Source organism: Rhodococcus sp. BS-15, assembly GCF_000813105.1.
In the GTDB taxonomy this organism is placed as follows: Bacteria; Actinomycetota; Actinomycetes; order Mycobacteriales; family Mycobacteriaceae; genus Rhodococcoides.
Genome location: NZ_BAOX01000071.1, coordinates 1 through 19263 on the forward strand (window position 1 = coordinate 1; position 19263 = coordinate 19263).

General features: G+C 61.9%; 13 protein-coding genes and 2 pseudogenes. 7 read left to right on the top strand and 8 right to left on the bottom strand.

Annotated features, from left to right (window positions below; genetic code table 11):
* Positions 1-792 precede the first annotated feature (792 nt).
* The 7 genes from RHBS_RS11080 to RHBS_RS11105 all read left to right on the top strand — a co-directional run bounded on the left by RHBS_RS11080 (position 793) and on the right by RHBS_RS11105 (position 11006).
* Positions 793-4506, top strand: coding sequence for an FtsK/SpoIIIE domain-containing protein (locus RHBS_RS11080; RefSeq protein WP_237669158.1), 3714 nt, complete (start codon positions 793-795; stop codon positions 4504-4506).
* Between the two features lie 35 nt (positions 4507-4541).
* Positions 4542-4811 (top strand): WXG100 family type VII secretion target, encoded by a 270-nt coding sequence (locus tag RHBS_RS11085; RefSeq protein WP_121873540.1) that lies wholly within the window; start codon positions 4542-4544, stop codon positions 4809-4811.
* Positions 4812-5048: 237 nt separating this feature from the next.
* Complete coding sequence (locus RHBS_RS11090) at positions 5049-5849, top strand: hypothetical protein (RefSeq protein ID WP_128645565.1); 801 nt, start codon at positions 5049-5051, stop codon at positions 5847-5849.
* Between the two features lie 51 nt (positions 5850-5900).
* The gene (locus tag RHBS_RS28895) at positions 5901-7421 is read left to right on the top strand and encodes a DUF6777 domain-containing protein (RefSeq protein WP_183130487.1); all 1521 of its coding nucleotides are present in this window, start codon (positions 5901-5903) and stop codon (positions 7419-7421) included.
* Positions 7422-7486: 65 nt separating this feature from the next.
* Positions 7487-8443 carry a PASTA domain-containing protein gene (locus RHBS_RS11095; protein ID WP_236745370.1) on the top strand — a complete coding sequence of 319 codons (957 nt, stop codon included), beginning with the start codon at positions 7487-7489 and terminating at the stop codon, positions 8441-8443.
* On the top strand, positions 8440-10011 hold the full coding sequence (locus tag RHBS_RS11100; protein WP_145977507.1) for a VWA domain-containing protein: 1572 nt from the start codon (positions 8440-8442) through the stop codon (positions 10009-10011). The genes RHBS_RS11095 and RHBS_RS11100 overlap by 4 nt, the downstream gene beginning before the upstream one ends.
* A gap of 17 nt (positions 10012-10028) precedes the next feature.
* A complete protein-coding gene (locus RHBS_RS11105; protein WP_128645567.1) occupies positions 10029-11006 on the top strand; it encodes a hypothetical protein in 978 nt (325 codons plus the stop codon).
* 250 nt (positions 11007-11256) lie between these two features.
* Here the strand turns inward: RHBS_RS11105 and RHBS_RS11110 are convergent, their stop codons facing one another.
* The 8 genes and pseudogenes from RHBS_RS11110 to RHBS_RS11150 all read right to left on the bottom strand — a co-directional run.
* Positions 11257-12087, bottom strand: coding sequence for a serine hydrolase (locus RHBS_RS11110; protein WP_128645568.1), 831 nt, complete (start codon positions 12085-12087; stop codon positions 11257-11259).
* Positions 12088-12116: 29 nt separating this feature from the next.
* Positions 12117-12506 (bottom strand): annotated as a pseudogene (locus RHBS_RS32180) (serine hydrolase); the annotation flags it as partial.
* Positions 12507-12515: 9 nt separating this feature from the next.
* Positions 12516-13565: a beta-propeller fold lactonase family protein gene (locus RHBS_RS11120; protein ID WP_236745371.1), complete on the bottom strand. Its 1050-nt coding sequence runs from the start codon at positions 13563-13565 to the stop codon at positions 12516-12518.
* Positions 13566-13732: 167 nt separating this feature from the next.
* Complete coding sequence (locus RHBS_RS11125) at positions 13733-15007, bottom strand: acyltransferase (RefSeq protein ID WP_121873066.1); 1275 nt, start codon at positions 15005-15007, stop codon at positions 13733-13735.
* Positions 15008-15015: 8 nt separating this feature from the next.
* Positions 15016-15861, bottom strand: a complete 846-nt coding sequence (locus RHBS_RS11130; protein ID WP_187298443.1) for an SGNH/GDSL hydrolase family protein — start codon at positions 15859-15861, stop codon at positions 15016-15018.
* A 693-nt stretch (positions 15862-16554) separates the two neighbouring features.
* Entirely contained in the window at positions 16555-17247 is a 693-nt protein-coding gene (locus RHBS_RS11135) for an RDD family protein (protein ID WP_128645570.1), read from the bottom strand.
* A 110-nt stretch (positions 17248-17357) separates the two neighbouring features.
* Positions 17358-17972, bottom strand: a complete 615-nt coding sequence (locus RHBS_RS30425; RefSeq protein ID WP_237669159.1) for a DUF4190 domain-containing protein — start codon at positions 17970-17972, stop codon at positions 17358-17360.
* A 350-nt stretch (positions 17973-18322) separates the two neighbouring features.
* A pseudogene (locus tag RHBS_RS11150) lies at positions 18323-19263 on the bottom strand (hypothetical protein); the annotation flags it as partial.

A 19263-nucleotide genomic window follows, 5' to 3' on the forward strand; every position in this document is an offset into this window, starting at 1 on the left:
CACCGCACCGCCCCCCTCCTCCGCCACCGCCACCGTTCGACACCGTTGCGATGAGTTCATGACATGCACCTGAAGCTGATTCTGCGACGGCCGTCAGGCCACACCGTCGACCTGTCGATGGTCGCCGACGCCACCGCGACCGTCGGGGACATGGCGCGAGCACTGGCCGACGGCGACCCGAAAAGTTCGATCCCCTCGACGCCCGACCTCACGTTGACTGTCGAGCAGTCGGCATTCGAGTCCGCGGTGGACGGTCGGCAGTTGGACCCTGGTGTCAATCTCGTCGAATCGGGGGTGCGATCCGGCTCGACGGTGACAGTGGGGACCTACAACGGCAGCAATGCCGTGAGCCGTCGCGGACGAGCCATTGCGATGCTTCGAGTGTTGTCCGGCCCGGATGCCGGACGCGAGTTCCTTCTTCCCGAGGTGCCAGCACCGTCGGCTCGTCTTCGGAAGCCGACATCTTCCTCACCGACAGCACAGTGCTGGGTTCACATGCCTCATCCTCGTCGGAGAGAGTATCGAGATCGTCGATCGTACCGAAACCGGTGCCGGTATTCATATGGGCGGCAACTGGATCGAGCGCACCTACGTAGCCGGGTCCGATGTCGTTGGCCTCGGCGACACGACCATCGCGGTCTTTCACACGGTGCGTGCAAGGACCGACTCCGCAGACAGCCCAGCGATGGAGTTCAATCGATCACCGAGGGTGATACGGCGTTTCGACGGCCGGACATTCGAGCGCCGCAGCCACCGAAACGGCTCGATCCCAATCGATTTCCGATCATCTCCATGTTGGCACCGCTGATCCTCGGTATCGCACTGTTCGCCTTCACACGCAATGCCCTCACCGTCGTCTTCGTTGCTCTGAGCCCCTTGCTCATGATCGGCATGTACATCGACACCGCGCTGCAGAACAAACGCAAGCAGCGCGAGGCCATCGAACAATTCGCATCGGGACTGCGAAATACCGCGGCCGATTTGCATTCTACCCAGGCCGTGGAACGCGCAGTGCGCCTCGGCGAGACCCCATCAGTATCCGACTCCGTCGAAGCCGTGCACCTACTGGGCACTCTGCTCTGGACCCACCGACCAGAGCACTCCGGGTTTCTGACTGTCCGAATGGGATTGGGAGATGCGCCGTCTCGGAGTGCGCTCGAACTGCCCAGCCGAGGCGAATCGCTGCCGGAGTACTGGCGGCAGCTCGAAGAGATGCGTGACGAGTTCTCCACGATCACCGATGTACCGATCGTCGCCGACCTCCGTTCCAGCGGATCGTTGGGAGTGTGCGGACCGAGAGGAGTCGTGGACGGGGTTGCACGTGGACTTGTCATTCAGCTGGTGGGATTGCACTCGCCGGCCGAACTCACGATTGCCGCCGTTGCGTCGTCCGCGACGCGCGCGTCATGGAGCTGGCTCGAATGGCTCCCGCACAGCGGCCCGACCTACAGCCCCCTGGCCGGCGACCTGTTCGCCGATTCCACCGAAGGTGGTACTTCCTTGGTGGCTCGTCTGGAGGACCTCGTTCGCGAGCGACTGGACGCGTCGGAGGTTCGTACCGGCCCCAGAAAGTCATTGGACACCGAGCAAGACGGAAGACCGACCCTCGACAAGGCCGATCCGATCCTTCCCGTCGTCGTGGTGGTGGTCGAGGACGACGCTCCCGTCGATCGATCACGGCTGACCAGACTCGCCGAGCGTGGTCCCGACGTCAACGTCCACCTCGTCTGGGTAGCAACACAATTGACGAGCGTACCCGCGGCGTGCAGGTCCTTCCTGCTCGTCGAGACGAACACATCCGGTTCGACGGCGGGTGAAGTACGCGTCGGAAAGCACACCTTCCCCGTGGCAAGTGAAACCGTCGACCTGCCGGACGCCCGCCAGATCGCGCTGTTGCTCGCGCCTGTCGTCGATGTCGGAGTGTCCGTCGAAGACGAGACCGACCTGCCACGCTCGGTCTCCTTCCTCGATCTGGACGATTTCTCGATCACCTCGGATCCAACGAAGCTGGTTCGACGTTGGGAACGCAACAACTCCATCCTGAAGCGTTCCGGGCCGCCCCCTCCTCGACGGACGTCGGATAATTCGTTACGGGCTCTCGTCGGATCGCGCGGTGTCGACACATTCCATCTGGACCTGCGCGAGCACGGGCCGCATGCTCTGGTCGGTGGTACGACGGGTTCTGGCAAGAGCGAGTTCCTCCAGGCCTGGATTCTCGGCATGGCCGCAGAGCACAGTCCGGACCGCGTCTCGTTTCTGTTCGTCGATTACAAGGGTGGAACGGCGTTCGCCGACTGCGTCGACCTACCCCACTCGGTCGGACTCGTCACCGACCTTTCCCCTCACCTCGTCAGGCGAGCGCTGATCTCGCTTCGAGCCGAGATCGGTTATCGCGAAAGGCTACTCAATCGCAAACGTGAGAAGGATCTTCTTTCGCTCGAGCGTTCGCAGGACCCGGAGACTCCGCCTTCGCTGGTGATCATCGTCGACGAGTTCGCAGCGTTGGCCAAGGAGATACCCGAGTTCGTCGACGGTGTCGTCGACATCGCTCAACGAGGACGTTCGCTGGGACTGCACCTGATTCTCGCGACTCAACGCCCAGCCGGTGTCATCAAGGACAATCTTCGGGCGAACACCAATCTTCGCGTGGCACTGCGGATGGCGGACGAGGACGATTCGGTCGATGTGCTCGGGTCCAAGGATGCCGCCTACTTCTCACCCAGCTTGCCCGGCCGCGCAACAGCCAAGGTCGGGCCGGGTCGGTTGACGACTTTCCAAACCGCATACACCGGTGGTTGGACGGTCGGTTCGGATACGCAAACGCCTATCGACATCACCGAGATGAACTTCGGCGACGGGAAGCCCTGGGAAACACCCATTCCGATAGTTGCTGCGCAATCGCAGGACACCGACATGATGCGGGTTGTTCGCTCGATCGCTCGTGCGGCCGAGCTGGCGAAGGTACCGAATCCACGAGTTCCGTGGCTCCCCGAGCTCAAACGGGCATACGACATGGTGACTCGGCCGAGCGTTTCAGTGGGTGGGTACCCGCTGGGCGTCGCCGACGACCCCGCCACCCAAAGCCAGCCGGCAGTCTGCTTCGATCCGGACAGAGACGGAAACTTCGCTGTGTTCGGCACTGGCGGATCGGGCAAGTCGACGGTCCTGCGTACCGTCGCCACCGCTGCCGTCCTGGCTGCGAGCGAGCAGGGGCCGGTCGAGATATACGGGATCGACTTCGGCTCGGGCGGACTGCGGATGCTCGACTCTCTCCCCGAGGTCGGAGCGATAGTCGGCGATGACGACGAACTCCTGGGACGTCTGATGCGGCGGCTCACCGGTCTCGTCGACAGTCGCTCCGAGGACTACTCGCGAGTGAATGCCTCCAGCATCGTCGACTATCGCAGCATCGCGCGGCGGCCGGACGAGCCGCGCATCCTGTTGTTGGTGGACGGTATCGGCGCGTTTCGAGAAGCGTACGAATCATCGCCGGTGTCCCCGTGGTTCGCGATGCTCAACCAGATGGCCACTGACGGCCGAGCCGTCGGGGTACATCTGATCGTGTCGGCCGACCGTCCCAATGCTGTTCCCACATCGCTCGGTTCGACAATTCAACGTCGTCTCGTTCTACGCATGGCCGCCGAGGACGATTATCTCCTACTAGGTGCGCCGAAGGACATCCTCGACCGCCTATCGCCGCCCGGACGAGGGATTGTGGACGATCGGGAAGTGCAAATATCGGTGCTCGGCGGTGACCCCAATGTCGAGACCCAGTTCCGCGTACTGACCGAGCTCGCAGATGCGTCGCGGGCAGCAGGTGTCCACCGTGCTGCTGCTGTGGAACGCCTCTCCGATGACGTCGCCTCGAGCTCCCTGCCCAACGAGGTCGGAGGCAGACCATCGATCGGCATCGGCTACGCAGATCTTGCGCCGGTGGGATTCGACCCGCGCGGCTTGCTCATGGTCGCGGGTCCACCGTTCAGCGGGCGCTCGACGGCGCTCGTGACCTTGGCGCAGTCCGTTGTGCGTGCAGAATCCGAAGTCCGGACGTTCTATCTCTCACCACGTGCCAGTGGCACCGAATCCGAGGACGTGTGGGATTCCGTGGCCATCGGGCTGGAGGCGGTGTCGACGTTGCTGCTCGAGATCATCGAGCGAGGCGAATCCCCCGACGCGCCACGCATGGTGGTTGTCGTCGAGTCGTTGAGCGAGTTCACCGACTCGGTGGTTCAACCGGACCTCGAACGGATGATCAAGTGTGTCGACGCTGCGGATGGCCTCGTCGTGGGCGAGTCGGAGATCTCCACCTGGCAGGGTGCCTACGCGCTCGGCGGCCCCTTCCGGTCCGGCCGTCGAGGACTCCTGTTGTGTCCCAGTGACATCGACGGCGAGAGCCTTCTCAGCACGCCGCTGGGCTCGAGGCAACGTGGCGCACAACCACCTGGCCGAGGATTCCTGATTGCGCAAGGTAAGGCGGTGAAGCTACAGCTTGCGCGTCCGAACTGACTATCACGAAAAACAACGAACGAATGGAGAAGCCGATGGCATTCTGGGGACAAGACGTCGAGCAGGTTCAGCAGCTTTCGCGTGAACTGAACAACAAGGCGAACGAAATTCAGGGCGTGCTGACGCGACTGACAAGTCAGCTCAACGGCGTTCAGTGGAAGGGCCCTGACGCCGATCGATTCCGCTCCGAATGGCAGGGCACGCACACCGCGCAACTCAAGGCTGTCGTCAATGCACTGCAGCAGGCATCGCAGACAGCAAGTCGCAATGCGCAGCAGCAACAGCAGACCAGCAGCAGCTCGTAGAACCTCGACACCGACAAGGAGCAGATTGTGGCCGAACACGGGGCAGACGTCCACGAGCTTCGCACACTGGCGAAGCAGTTCACCGACATCGCCAGCACCCTGGAGGAGACCATCCGCTCCTTGTCGGTCCGAATCTCCAATTCCAATGCATGGCGCGGTCCCGACGCGGACCGCTTCAGATCGCAGTGGAACACGACAGACACCGCACGATTGAGGTCGACGAGCCAAGCCATCACTGTGGCAGCCGATACGTTGCGACGCAACGCATCCGAACAGGAGTCGACCAGTGCAGCAGCAACGGGCGTCGCAGTCGCGACGGGTTTGGCGGTCTGCTCCGAACCGAGCGTCAGTACCAAGTCGCTGTTCGAGAAGATCGACCGCGACGACCACAACCGCGATGGAGTGCACATAGAGAAGATCACCGGCTCCGACGGTGTAGACCGTTACGTCGTGTACGTCGAAGGCACCGGCGGTGCGGGGGATGGCAACGGATTCAACCCAGGCAACCGGCTCAACTGGGCTGACAACATTTACAAAGTCACCGGCCTTCCTGACCCGTATCTACTCGGCCGAATGTCACGCATTCCTCACGGGGCAGAGATAATGATGGTCGGTTACAGCCAGGGCGGTATCGACGCTCAAACCATCGCGGCCACTGGCCTGTTCAACGTCACCGATGTGGTCACTTTCGGTGCACCCCGTCTGGCAGGCGTTGCCCCGGAGACTATGGGAGCCAATCTACTTACTTTGTCAGCCGAGGGCGATCCAGTGCCCTCGACGGCAGCAGCAAGCATGATTGTTCTCAACCCGATCACCACTGCAACAAACCTCACCGCATCGGTCTTCAACAACGACCAAGGCACGGTACAAAATTTCACCGCCGATGCCGCAGGAGACCGCACAGGCATCGACCTCCATTCAAACGGAGAAACGTACAGATCGATCGGTGAACAGTTCGACCGTTCTACCGATCCGAGATTCGACACGATCAGGCAGAGCATGGCGCGGTATCAGGGAAGCTCCACGAATCATGACTGAGCCGGACAAGCTCGCAGACAGTCGATCCACCTTCAACATATGGAGCACAACGTGACCACCGGATCCGAATCGTCGACCTGGCAGGATCCCAATCCTGATGCCGGAAAACGTGACACATCACGCACCATTCTGGGCGCTACCGCTGCGGCATTGTCGATGGTGGTGGTGAGCGCCCTTGCCGTGACCCTTCTGGTCACTGGAGGATCGTCGGCATCGACCAATGACATTGCACTGCAGTCGGCCGAGTCGATCGGTCCTGGACCGTTCACTCCATCGGTCGCTCTGGCCAGCCGTCCGTTGTCCGACCTGTCGAGCGATGAGATGCTCGCGCAGCTCGCCGGATCGTTGACCACCAATTCCAACGGCGGGTCGACCGTAGTGGGAACCACGCCGGGCCTCTACGGTGGAACCAACGACGACGCTTCCTGCGACGCTGCTGCGTTGGCCAACTACCTGTCCGAAGACCGTGCAAAGTCCGAGGCGTGGGCGTCCGCGTTCGGGATCCCGACCGAGGCCATTCCGTTCTACCTCGACACTTTGACGCCGGTTTCTCTGACGACCGATCTGAGAGTCACCAACTACAGCTTCTCCGACGGTCGAGCAACCCCGTTCCAGTCGGTTCTTCAGGCGGGTACCGCCGTCATGGTCGACGCCGCTGGTGTTCCTCGTATCCGTTGCAATTGCGGAAATCCGCTCGGCCCCCCGGCAAGCGAACCGTTGTCCGGCTATCAGCCGACCGGGGACAGGTGGCCGTCTTACCGCGAACAGAACGTCGTTTCCGTCGACTACGCCACGCAACCCGCCGCAGGTGAACCAATCCCTGTGACACCGAACAACTCAACCGTCGATCAATTCACTTTGGTCGATCTGGACACGCTGAAGCCACTGCTGAGATCGGTCGGCAGAACGATCGATACCTCCACACTGCAACGTCCCGCTACTCCGCTTCCTGATCCGCGGAGTATGAATTTGCCACTCGTACCGGCTTCGAGCAGCATCAGCGTCGGGCCCACGGAGTCGACCACAGTGAGTACGAGCCCGGCCCCTGGTTTCGAGAAGCCGACGCCTTCAGCCACGATAACCAGTCGCCCTTCGGCTCCCGTTCAACCGGTGCCTACCTTGCGCGAGCCGAGCGTCACCACTCCAGCTCCGCTCGAGAACGCAGCTGCAATAGAGCCTTCGCAAGTTCCTGCAGTCGTCTCGGCACCGCCGTCCCCTTCCTCGTCCGCTGTCCCGAGCTCGACCGCTGCGCCGACAACACCACCGACAACCACTGCAGCAACGCCCGCGGCGAAGACCACGTTCACAGGCGAGGCGTCGACCACAATTTCGGAATTCGTTCTGGCCGACGCGGTTCGCTGCACAGTCGTAGGTACCGAAGGTGAAGCAGCGCTGCAAAAGTCGATCGTCGAATGTTCGGACGAAACCCAACATCTGGTTGCCACATCGGACCTGACCGCCGAGAAGGTTATCGAGGCAACCAGGGACGGTGTGTGGCTCGTTCGATTCGAGTCGTCGTCGGTTGCCGTGCCTGTCGTCAGTGCCACCTACCGGGACGGAGAAGGACGCTGAAGTTTCGTCGTAGCACTGCTGACTTGGCCGAGCGATCCAGGTCATCCCGACTACTTCGCGTCATCGTGGCGTTACGGTGGCCGGCCATCGTCATAGGACTACTGGTCGTGGGCGCTTCACTGACATACGTTTTCGCTCCGCCAACCGGATCACCGGACAGCATTGTCGAATTCGATCCATCGGATCTCGTCGCGGCCCAATCCGGTTCGACACAGCCGATGCCATCGGTCCTCGGGCTCGATCGGGACGTAGCGTTGACCGTGCTGTCCGACGCCGGCCTCGGGTCGGTAGCTACTACATTCGCCGAAAAGCCTGCCGCGGGTCCGGTCGGATTGATTCTCACCCAGAGTCCCTCGGCTGCAGCCGCTTCCGTCGACGAGATCGAACTGACGGTGTCAATTCCAGCGACTGTACCCAGTACCCTCATCGGGTCCGACGAGCGCACCGCGCGCACCGCGCTCGAGCAGTCCGGCGCAGTGGTCCAGCTGGTCCGAGCCGTCGATGCCTCGGTTCCGCGAGGGCAGGTACTCGCAGTCGATCCCCCGGCAGGCGCGGTGATGCCTACCGTCGTGACTGTGACCGTCGCCGACCCAGGCGATGCACTGTCACTCGCGTCGGTCTCCACTGTTATGAGTTCGAGCTTCTCGACGGTGTCATCGGTCAACGTCAACGGCGGTGCGCTGGGCTCCAGCGTGGAACTCTCACCCTCCGCTCGGTCATCCGCTTACGGAGAGTACTCATTGTCCAGAGGTGCGGTTGCCCTCGAAGCCATTGCTGGAACCGATGATCGCGAGGGCACTGGATCCGGCACGATCACCGTGTTCGGCGACGGTCGAGAGCTGACTTCGGTGCAGGTGGGTCTCGGGCAGTCGACCCCGATTCGAGTCGATCTCAACGGCGTCATGAGGTTACGAATCGAGGCGACAACGACCAACGCCAAGGACAACCCGACTGTGATCCTCGGGGACGCGAAACTCCTCGGATCGACAGAAGGTCTGAACCTCATTGCGGGCACACGGTGAAGCTTGCGACGCGGCTCTGTGCTCTATCGGCAGTTGTTGCAGTGTCGCTGCTGCTGCCTTCGTCGGCCGGCGCGCAGGAAAACACAGACGTCTACGTCCCAGGCGGCCAATACGTCCCGGTGGTCGTCGTCCTCGACACCTCCGATTCGATGGATGCAAACTCCCTGACCGGTGAGTCGAAAATCGATGCGGCACGTTCGTCGGTGATCGACCTGGTCAACGCGTTGGGTCCACGTACACCGTTCGGCTTGATCGCTTATCCGGGGGCCGGGTCGAGGACGGTGGACGGGTGCTCCATCGGAAACGTCGAGGTGAAAATTGCGGAACTCGATGTGGCTTCGGCCTCAGCAGCTGTACGACGACTCGATCCCAATGGTGACACGCCGACCGGGCCAGCTCTACGACATGCTGCCGAACTGATCGGCAAGGACAACAAGGGCACGATCGTGCTGGTCAGCGACGGCGAATCCAATTGCGGTGCAACCGAAGTGTGCGATGTCGCGAACGAACTGGTTGCGGACGGAGTCGAGATCCAAGTCAACACCGTCGGCCTCCAGATCAGCGAAGACGGCGCGAACGAACTGAAATGCATCGCCGATGCCACAGGCGGCCAATACGCCTCGGCCACCGATACCGCTGGCCTACAGTCGGCGCTTCAACAGTTCGGCGGCGCACAGCTGAGCCTCACTGGCTCGGTTCCGAATCAGTTGCCCGTGGTCAGCGGAACCGGAAACGCGGGATCGACAGCATCTTTCACGGTCCACAACGGCGGACGCGTCCGCGCTGACGACGTTCGACTCTCACTCACCCTGAACGACGAAACAGGCGTTCCAGGACGGGTTCTCGTTCCACGACCGGTACGGTTCCTGGGCAACATCGATCCTGGGCAAAGCCGAAGGGTCGATATCACCATCAGGCCGGACGACTCTGTTCTCGGTACATTCACCTGGCTGGCGACAGCAACCGCGAACAATTCTGCGCCATCGGTGTTGGACGGAAAAACCTCCACGATCGAGCCTTTCGGCACACTCACCGGCATTCTCGGCGACGTGAGACACGCAGTGGTGGTGGGTGATTCCTACGCCTCCGGTGAGGGCACCCGAGACTACGTCCCCGGCACCGCCGACAAGGAATCCGGCAATATATGCCATCGTTCGACCAGCGCATACGGGGCAATCCTCTTCGGTGACAAGGTGCGAAACCTCGCCTGCTCGGGTGCGGTTGTCGGGGACTTCTACTCGCAGCAGCAGTCCGAAAACTACAAGGTGACGCCACAGCTCCTGTCACTACGCGCTGAGGCCGTCGGCCCCGACTCTCCCGACGCGGTGTTGCTCAGCATCGGCGGAAACGACGTCGGCTTCGGAACCAAAGTGATCCAATGCAGCGTGTGGCCGAACTGCTACCCGACTTTGCCGGACGGGAAGCCCATGGTCTTCGAAACGTGGGCCATGGACGGGATCAGCGCAATCGGGAACGACTTGCGGAGGGTCTACCGTGACGTCGATCGCGCCGTCAACGACGATGAAGCAAAGTCGGCTCGCGGCGGTAGGACAGCCCGATCGTCGTAGTCCCCTATCCACGCATCGTGCCGACCGAAGCGGCCGGACTCGCTGCCGGGAGCGGGTGCCAGTTCGGCATCAGCGCGAACGAACTACGCTTCTTCAACCGGTTCATCGATGCGCTCAACCTCGAAATCGCAGCGGCTGTCGGTTCGTTGGCCTCGGAGAGAATCCCGGTGTACTACGCATCCGACGTGGCACCAGCCTTTCAACCGGATCACACCATCTGCGATCTGGCCCAGAGCTATGCGGTATTCGGATCTTCGAAGGGCACCTTGGCGAACAACATCGCAGCCGTTGCGGACCGCCACGAGTTGCTCCATCCCAACAAGCTCGGTCACGCTGCGATGGCTCGTGCCCTCTCCGCGTGGTCGGCGTCGCGAGCGACGATCGATCCACGCGAAAATGCACCGAAGTGGGATCATGCTGTGGTCGACCGCTCGAACCCCGTTTTGGACTTCTTCAAGAAGCCGTGGGCATCGGCGGCAGACATCTACGAGGCAGGCGGCGAAGCGACCATCGACGCCGCCGGATTCGCCCCGTCTTCGACAGTGGTGTTCCGGATAGATTCCGTCTCGCGAACTTTGGCTTCGGCTCGAGCCGATGACAACGGGCGCGTGCACGCCACACTGACCATTCCATCGGATATGCCAATCGGAAGTCACCATATTCACGCCCTCGGTGCCGACACCGAGGGCAACGATCTCGATGTATCGACATCCGTTCGGCTACTTCCGAAATACTCGAACCTGGCACTGCTGGCGACATGTGCAGGTTTGCTCCTCGTCGCGCTCGGAGGATTCGGAAGACGCACACACAAGCGCCGCCGGACATCGGAGGTCGACGCACACGACACCGGTCTCACCGACGTGACCGTTTCGATCGGTGCCGTGCCAGCTGCCGGCGAGAATCGTCCCCAGCAGACGGGAATCTCGCGGCCACCTCCCCCACCGTCGTCACCGCCCCCGCCGCCCAACAGCCCTCCGCCTCCCCCATCGGCGTAAGGACTGTCGGCCTGCATTCACTCCACACGAACCCCCTCGTCACACGGTGACGAGGGGTTCGTGATCGACGAGTCACCGCTATCGCGTGGTCGCCACTACAGCCTGTGCCATTCTGTCGTGGTATCCCTGCAGGTTCGGCGAGTTGCTGATCGAGACGGTCAGTGCGATCGAGATACCGACCGTCGCAACAGTTCCGGGTATTCGACGGTCCACATGGCCGAATACCGAATAGACGGGGATGCGCATGTTCTTACTTCATTCCGCTCTGCAATCGTTGCAGGACACCCATCGCGATTTCGTTGGCCGGCCGACCGCCGGCGGGGCCGTCGCGCACATTGCACAGCACCACAATCGTGGTGTCGCTCACCGGATCGTGGCCCATGAAGGATTGGAAGCCGGGAATGGCACCGTCATGTCCGATCAACGGACCGTATGCCTGCCAGGCAAGCCCGTAGTCGCCGGGACTCGGATTGTCGGGCTCTAGCGTCACACTACCGATGCGTCGAGACTGAAGATCTTTGCCCAATATTTCTTCTCCGCGGACAAGAGCGCGACCGTACGTCGCGATATCGGCGGCCGTCGAGATCGCCCCGCCTGCCGCCCAGATCCACGACGGATTGAGGTCGGTGACGTCGTTGGGAACCAGCACTCCGCTCCGAGCATTGTCGACCTGGGCCGAGGACAACTTCACCGAGATCCGGGCGGATTCGTTCGTACCGAACAGGTACCCGTGGGGGTGCGGGTCAGGCAACTCGGCGTCCTCCGAGGCGGGGAAGCTGGTGTCGTCCAGTCCTAGAGGCTCGAATATCCGGTCTGCCAGTATATTTCGAAGATCGGTCCCGAGGATCGACTCGACGATTGTGCCGAGCAGAACTGTATTGGTGTTCGTGTATCGAAACTCCTGCCGGGGCGGTGAATACGGGGCTCCACCGAAGCCGATCGCCAACAACTCTTCCGGGTCCCATACCCGGCCGGGATTTTCATCGAGGACAGTATTGAAGTAGCTGTTCTCGGTGTAGCTGTAGAGGCCGCTCTGCATCTCGAGAAGGTCGGCGATGGTGATGGAGTCACCATTGGGCACGTCGGAACGAAAACTCGACACAGGTCGGTGAGAGCGAGAGCACCGGATTCGACCAGTTGCAAGACCACCGTGCCAACCATTGTCTTCGTGATCGAACCGATCCGGAAGTGGTCGCCGACGGTAACAGGGACGTCTTGTCCCACCGTTCGAGTTCCGTATGCGTTCTGCCACAGTACGTTCCGCTCTTGCACCAGGACGACCGCACCCGGTACGGCAAGCTGGTCCATGGTGGCATGCACGACGGGGTCGACCAACGCCGCCAAGTCCGTTTGCGGCTTTTGCGTCGACACCGAGGCCGAGGTCGCCACCTCGACTCCCCCACCGACATCGGAAGTCTCCACATCGACCGCATGTGCGCAACTCGAAAGCAGCAGCGCTGCAACGCCGACGGCGACTGCTCGTCGCACAGCGCACACCATGATCACCTGTCAGAATCCGATGGCAGACAGTGTCGCGTCCTTGAAGTTGGTCACAAACAGGATTTCGCCATCGGAATCGACAGCGATGCCATGCGGATTGGTGCCGACCACGATGCTCGACTCGATGGAATTGGAACGCCCGTTCAGAACTGTGACGGTGTTGGAACCGTGATCGGCGACGAACACCGTCGAGCTGCTGGAGTCCACCGCCACACCGACCGGTGACACACCTGCGGGAACTGTCGTCACCACCGATCTGGACACCGTATCGATCACCGAAAGGGTGTTGTCGGCATGGTTGGTGACGTATGCCCGTTCCATCGCCGGATCGATTGCCACGCCCCACGGTTCGGCACCGACCGGGATGGTGGCCACCACCGTGCGGCGTGCCGCGTCGATCACCGACACCGAACGATCCCCGGCGTTGGTGACATAGATCGACCCCGAATTCGGCTCCGAAGCAATGCCATACGGTTTGGCACCCACTCTGACGGTTGCCGTCACCGCGTTGGTTCGACCGTCGATCACCGACACCGTGCCCTCGTCGAAGTTCGAGACGAACACGGCGTTGGTGGCATCGTCCGCGGCAATGGCGTACGGGCCGTTGCCCACGGCAACCACAGCTTCGATCGCGTTGGATTGCGCATCGATCACGGTCACCGACCGACCGTTGGCGTCGCTCACGTAGACCGCATCGTTCTGCGTGCTGTATGCCACGCCTGCGGGCTTGCTACCGACAGGGACACTCGCCCGTGTCACTCCCGTTTTAGTATCGACCACCGATACGGTTCCGTTGTCCGAGTTGGTGACGTAGGCGGTAGCGGCGGAGGGATCGAGGGCGACTGCCCATGGGCTCGCCCCGACGGGCGATGTCAATGTCCGGGAAACAGATTGCGGGGCGTCCGATGCACCGGTCGGGCTCGACGAATCCGAGCTCGAATCCGACTGCTCTACACCCGCGCTCGCGGTCGTACCCGCGCCGGACTCGCGTCCGAGCAGATACCACGCTCCCGTTCCTGCAGCAACGAGCACGAGCAGAGCAGCAAAGACCACCAGCACGATCGCTACGGCTGATCGCCGCCGTGGTGGCTGATCGGCGAGACCGGACAATGGTGCTCCAGGCGGTCGACTCGGACCAGTGGGCGGGGGCATCGGGGACACGGCCGGCGGTGTGTTGCGTACGCGCCGGGAAGGCGGAGGCGTCGGTATCGGTGGCCGGTTGTCGGTCATCGACGAACTCCAACCGGGCTTCCGGAGGCATCCTGAACGCTCGATTCGAGAGACTGCGATTCGGTTGTCGACGACGCACGTCGACGGGCGAACCTGCGCATCAACGCTTGATCGACGCCACTGTAGATCAGCTGCGCAGCTGCGATCGACACCACGAGGCTGACCAATGCCCAGAACAACCATCCCGCGAAGTCGAAAGCATTGCCGCCGATGAACAGTCGCGTGATGATGACCATCACCGGAAATTGAATCATGTAGAACGCATACGAGATTTGGCCCAGCCACACCATGGGCCGCGTCGAATTCAACCCACGAACACCGTCGAGATCTCTGGAGGCCAGGGTGGCGACTACTGCGGCGACAGGAACCACGAGAAGTGCAGACATCTTGAAGTTGACCGGAACGACCCACGTCGCCGAAAAAGCGAGCGCCAGAGCGAGAAGTGGTGGTGTCAGGCGGATATTGCGCCAGCGACCCTCGATGACCAGCCGGGCGGCCAGAACCCCGAGAAAGAACTCGGGAAGACGCGAGAGCGGAAAGGTGTAGCTCAGCCAGTACGAGGGAGACACAGGGATGTCGTCCTGCGCGAACCACGCCGGTGAGGCGTGTATCTCGAACATCGGCGAAACATCTCCGGGGAGAAGCCTCGGGGCAAAGATGTTCGAAATTCCGCGTGGCCCGTCGACGAAGAGAAAGTACGACACGTGAATGGCCGCGATCATCAACACGAGAGCACCGAAAGCCCAGTACAGACGGTGGGTTCCGATTCTTCTGAGTAGAGGCAACGCCAACGGGAAGCAGGCATAGAACAGAATCTCGGCACACAGGGACCACGAAGGGACGTTCAATCCCCCCACCATCGTCCACTTCGGCACCCACGTGTGGACCAACAGCAGATTCGGGACCCACACCACCGCTCTGGACAAAGGGACCGAGGCGGCGACCACGAATACGAGGGCAGCGACGATGTGCGTCGGGTAGATCTTCAGCGCCCGCCGCCAGTAGAACTGGCGTATGGACGAACCGGGTCGAAACGACCAATAGATGACGAACCCCGAGAGCACGAAGAAGAATGTCACTCCGGCAGCACCGAGCTGCATGGGTACGAAGCTGTGAATCGTCTCGAAGGTCGAAGACTTCTGAAATGGATACACCGGCAGGAACACCAGCGCGTGGAGGAGAAAGACTGCGAAAGCCGCCCACCATCGCGCACCTGTGAGCGAGGGCAGATCACGCCGCTTCACTACCTCCGAATCGAGGCCCGACACCATCTGCGCGCTCAGAACGCGAGTCGGTCGCGCAGCGCTGACGCTACGACGGAGTTGCCGAGCGGTGTCGGATGAATCGGCGCACCGACATAGAGAGAATCCACTCCAGTGATGCCACCGATCCACGGATCACCGGTGCAGCTGCCGTGTCCCTTCGTGGCGGCAAGGGCGTCGAAGTAGTCGACTCCCAGGATTCTTGCGGCATCGCGCTGAGCGGCGTCCAGCGCCGTCAGGTATGTGATGTAGCCGGCTGCGTTGGGCTGCACTGCAATTCCAGCGCCGACCTGGATGCAGGCCGTTGCTTGGTCACCGGCGAACACTTCGGGATATCCGACGAGCACGATCTCGGCGTTCGGAGCGTAGTAGCGGACGTAGTCCACGACTGTTCGAACCCGATCGGCGTACACCTCGCCGGACACCGCCCGGTAGTCGGGCAGTCTGCCCTGGTCCGCCGCATCGAGCCCGCACCCGCGGATCACGTCCAGGAGGCAGTCCACCGACGGAAAGGCGCGGCCGGGAGAGCTTCCCCAGGTGTCGTTCCAACCGGCCTGGATGGTCACCGCGCGAGTGGCGGGCCCGAACGCTCCGGCGGCGGCTGCTTTGCGCGCCTGCTGCACCAGAGTGAAGCCCTCGCCGGTGTCGATTGTGCCACCGTTGCAGGACACATCGACGAAGCGATCGGTACCGCCGAGACCGATCTGGTCGGCGAGTTGCGCCGGCCACGACGTCGGTGGCCGCACGCAACCATCACCTCGGTCTCCGAGGATGGGCGCTGTGGCGGTGAAGGAATCGCCCATCGTGACCAGTGTCGCTCCGTCCTTCGGAGCAGCTACTGCCGAAGGCGCAGTCAGGAGCATCGCAGATCCGGCAATAGAGAGAGAGCACAAAAGAACAGTCCGGATGATGGAACGTTTCATGGAGTCGTCGAATCTTTCTGCTCACCGGACTGAAGTCCAGGGTTACTTTAGACGCTGGACAAAACAATACTGGCCGGTGGCGGCCATTCCACAATCGATTCATTCGAATAGAGGACACCAGCGCCGCCACTTCGATCGGGTGTTACGTTCACACCGACTCGACGCGAACCGTTTCGATTTTCGACAGGAGCACTCATTCGAATGGCACATTCCCTGAAGGCCATCTCTGCAATAGCAGCGGTATCGTTGTCGCTGCTACTCACTGGCTGCGGAGATGACGACACAACTGCACCGGCGACGACGACCACAGCAACACCCACGACGACCGTTCCCAGCACGTCGCCGGAATTACCGACTACAGAGCCCGCACCCGCGGATGTCCTGCCTCCTGCTGCGGAATTCACCGCGCCGGAGCCTGCTCCCAACCCAGCACCAGCACCAGCAGAAGAAGCTCCGGTGGAGCAAGAACCCGAGCCGGCACAGGTCGAACAGGCTCCCCCGGTTCTCCCCGATCCCGGCTTCGAGCCTCGCCCTGGCTACTGATCCCCGCATTTTTTCGTCACCGCAACGAACCGGCCCCTCGCTTACGACTTGGCGAGGGGCCGGTTGCGTGCGCAAACTACCGGGTGGCGATCACGTCGCGTCAGCCAATTTGTCGTGAAATCCCTGGAGGTTGGGGGAATTGCTGATCGAAACGATGAGTGCGATCGATAGTCCGACCGTCGCGATATTTCCGAGGATTCCTACTGTTCCTCCATACATCATCGATGACATCGTACCCGCGAAATCCTGATCGCTGCCGAGCATGACCAGGGACGAAACCACCGCACCCAAATACATCGGCAGCACGAACGCGTTGCGCTTGAATGCTTGACCGAGACTCAACTGGCCACCTGCTGCCGAGCGAACCTTGATTCCCAGAATCAGTTTGCCCACAGTTGTCCCCCACAAGGATTCAGCGAAGAGGAAATAGGCGATGGCACCGAGCGAGATGATGAGGCTGATCACTCCGGACGTTGTCCGGTAAGCGTCGTAGTCGAAGTTGCTCGAGAGCGCAGTCGATGAGATGAGGCCACCGATGAACGACACAATGGCGATCAGAACGAAATCGAGCAGTCGGGCTGCAACCCGCATTCCCGTGCCCGCTAGACGCGCACCGTCGTGGGTGTAACGATGCTGCCCGGGCGGCCCTGAGGCGTACTGCGGCTGCGCGGGAGGTACCGGGTTGGACGAGATGCCGTGCCCCCACTGCTGGGGCGGAGGAGGAGGGGGCGGCGGTGGCGGACCGGTGGGTACGCCTCGATTCGGGATTTGCTCGTTCGTCATGAGGTATTCCGATGCTCAGGCAATAGGTTCCCCGAAGCTTCACATGATGCTTGCTCGTTCGGTATCCACCGTTCGGATGATCACGGTTGGTGGTCGTGTCATCGACAGGTTCAGACCGCGTACAGCCTCCCGATGAACACCACGTAGGCAATGGTCAACCCAACGTAGACCACGATCGCAACGTAGCCGAGAATCAATCCGGCAGTGGCCATTCCGGATCCACGCTCACCACTTCGCCGAATCTGACCGCGCGCGACGTGTCCGAGCACCACCGCGATGATCCCGGAACCGAAGAGCCCGAATACCAGAGACAAGACGGCTGTCGTGTTGGTGCCATACGACGTCTGCACAGTCGAATATCCTGTGGCTGGCGAGTATTCACGCAGTGGACCTACTTCGTCGGTCCCGACCTGCGCCGCACGTGGCTTGACCAGTTTGTCGATACCTGCTGCCAGCCAAGCAAAAGCAGCCAAGCACAGCATCACTGGCAGGAGTGTCACGATGATCCCGGCTCCAGACCCGCGATCGATCGTGAGGAAGGTGAGCGCAACGGTGCACACTGCTGCGAACGGAGGGAAGATCAACGGAATCAGGGATCGACGTCGAACCAGAATCCAAGCAGCGAGTATGCATCCAGCGGCGAGCAGCATTGCAATGTCCGACAACGGCCATGCGATTGCAACAATCGTCAACACGGTGGCACCGCAGCGCCTCGTCACACTCACGTTTTGAAGCCATGCAAAGACGAGAAAGCCGACGGCGGCAACTGAGGACGCGATGACCCGTTGGACCCAGTTTTCGGAGAAACCCAGCATCGACAATGCCAGTCCTGCAACAATGCCGGCGACCAGAGCAGTAACGGCAAGGATTCGACGTGTAGCGGAGTTGGATGCCGGAGCTCGGTAAGAGGACTCGTAGCCGGAATACGTGTTGTAGCTCGTTGTCGGTCCACCAGAGACGTTCGATTGCGGTGGAGGAGCCAGGGGTGGAGGAGGCGGAGGCGGTGTGTGCGCCGACGAGGACCACGGCTGAGTGGGTGGAGGGGGCGGAGGCGGAGGCGGAGGCCCGATGGTCGTCATCGTCGTTGAGCCAGAGCGTCGTTCACGGCTGAATCACCGAGTCCTCCAAGCCAGGTCAACAGTCCTGGATAGGCGTTGGGGTGCCCGGCAACGATCACGCGAAGGTCGGGCCGGTGTTCAGCAACACGAAACAGCACCGCCGCGGGGCACATCGGGTCCGAGACCGCCGACTTGTCCTCGTCGGTAGCAACCTGTTCCGCAGTCTCGGCAGGCAGCGACGCCGAGAGTGTAGGAGCAGTTTCGGGATTCGCGACAACCGCGCTCGGAGCGTCGGGCTTCGATTCGGCAGCTACGCCGGATATAGCCGTTTCGTCTGCAGCGGGACGCTTTTCCGCTCGACGAGTCAGAGCGGCATCGACCTCGGGGTCTCCCAGTTTGCCGAGCCACTCGAGCAGATCGTCGTATGTCGCCGGGTTCGCGGCCACAAGTGGGCGCAATTCCGGTGAGTTGCTGGCAATGTCGAACAGCACAGCAGCCGGAGTACCAGGGTCGGTAGCGGCGTGTTCGCGAGACGACGCAGGGGGGCCGGCAACGACCACGGTGGGTGCCTCGGTCACCCGCGGAGCCGGTTGGCTGCGGTTCTGCGCAGGCCCTGATCGACCTGACTCTCGTTGCGCCAGAGCAGCATCCACCGCAGGATCCCCCAACTGCCCGAGCCAGGTCAGCAGGTCGGCGTAGGTCGACGGGTTCGCAGCTACCGCCGGTCGGAGTGACGGAGAGTTCGTGGCGATCTCGAACAAAGTCACGGCAGGTGTGTTCGGATCCGACGCTACCGAATCCCCAATTCTGGTCTCTTGTGTGGTGGCTGTCGACGGTTGCGGTGACGAGTTGTCGGATCGGTTGGCTTTCTGAAGGCTCGGCCGGGCATCCGCGGCGGAGTCGTCGGGCGACCACGTCCCATCCGGGGAGACCGTGGAATGGCCGGGCGCCCCTTCGG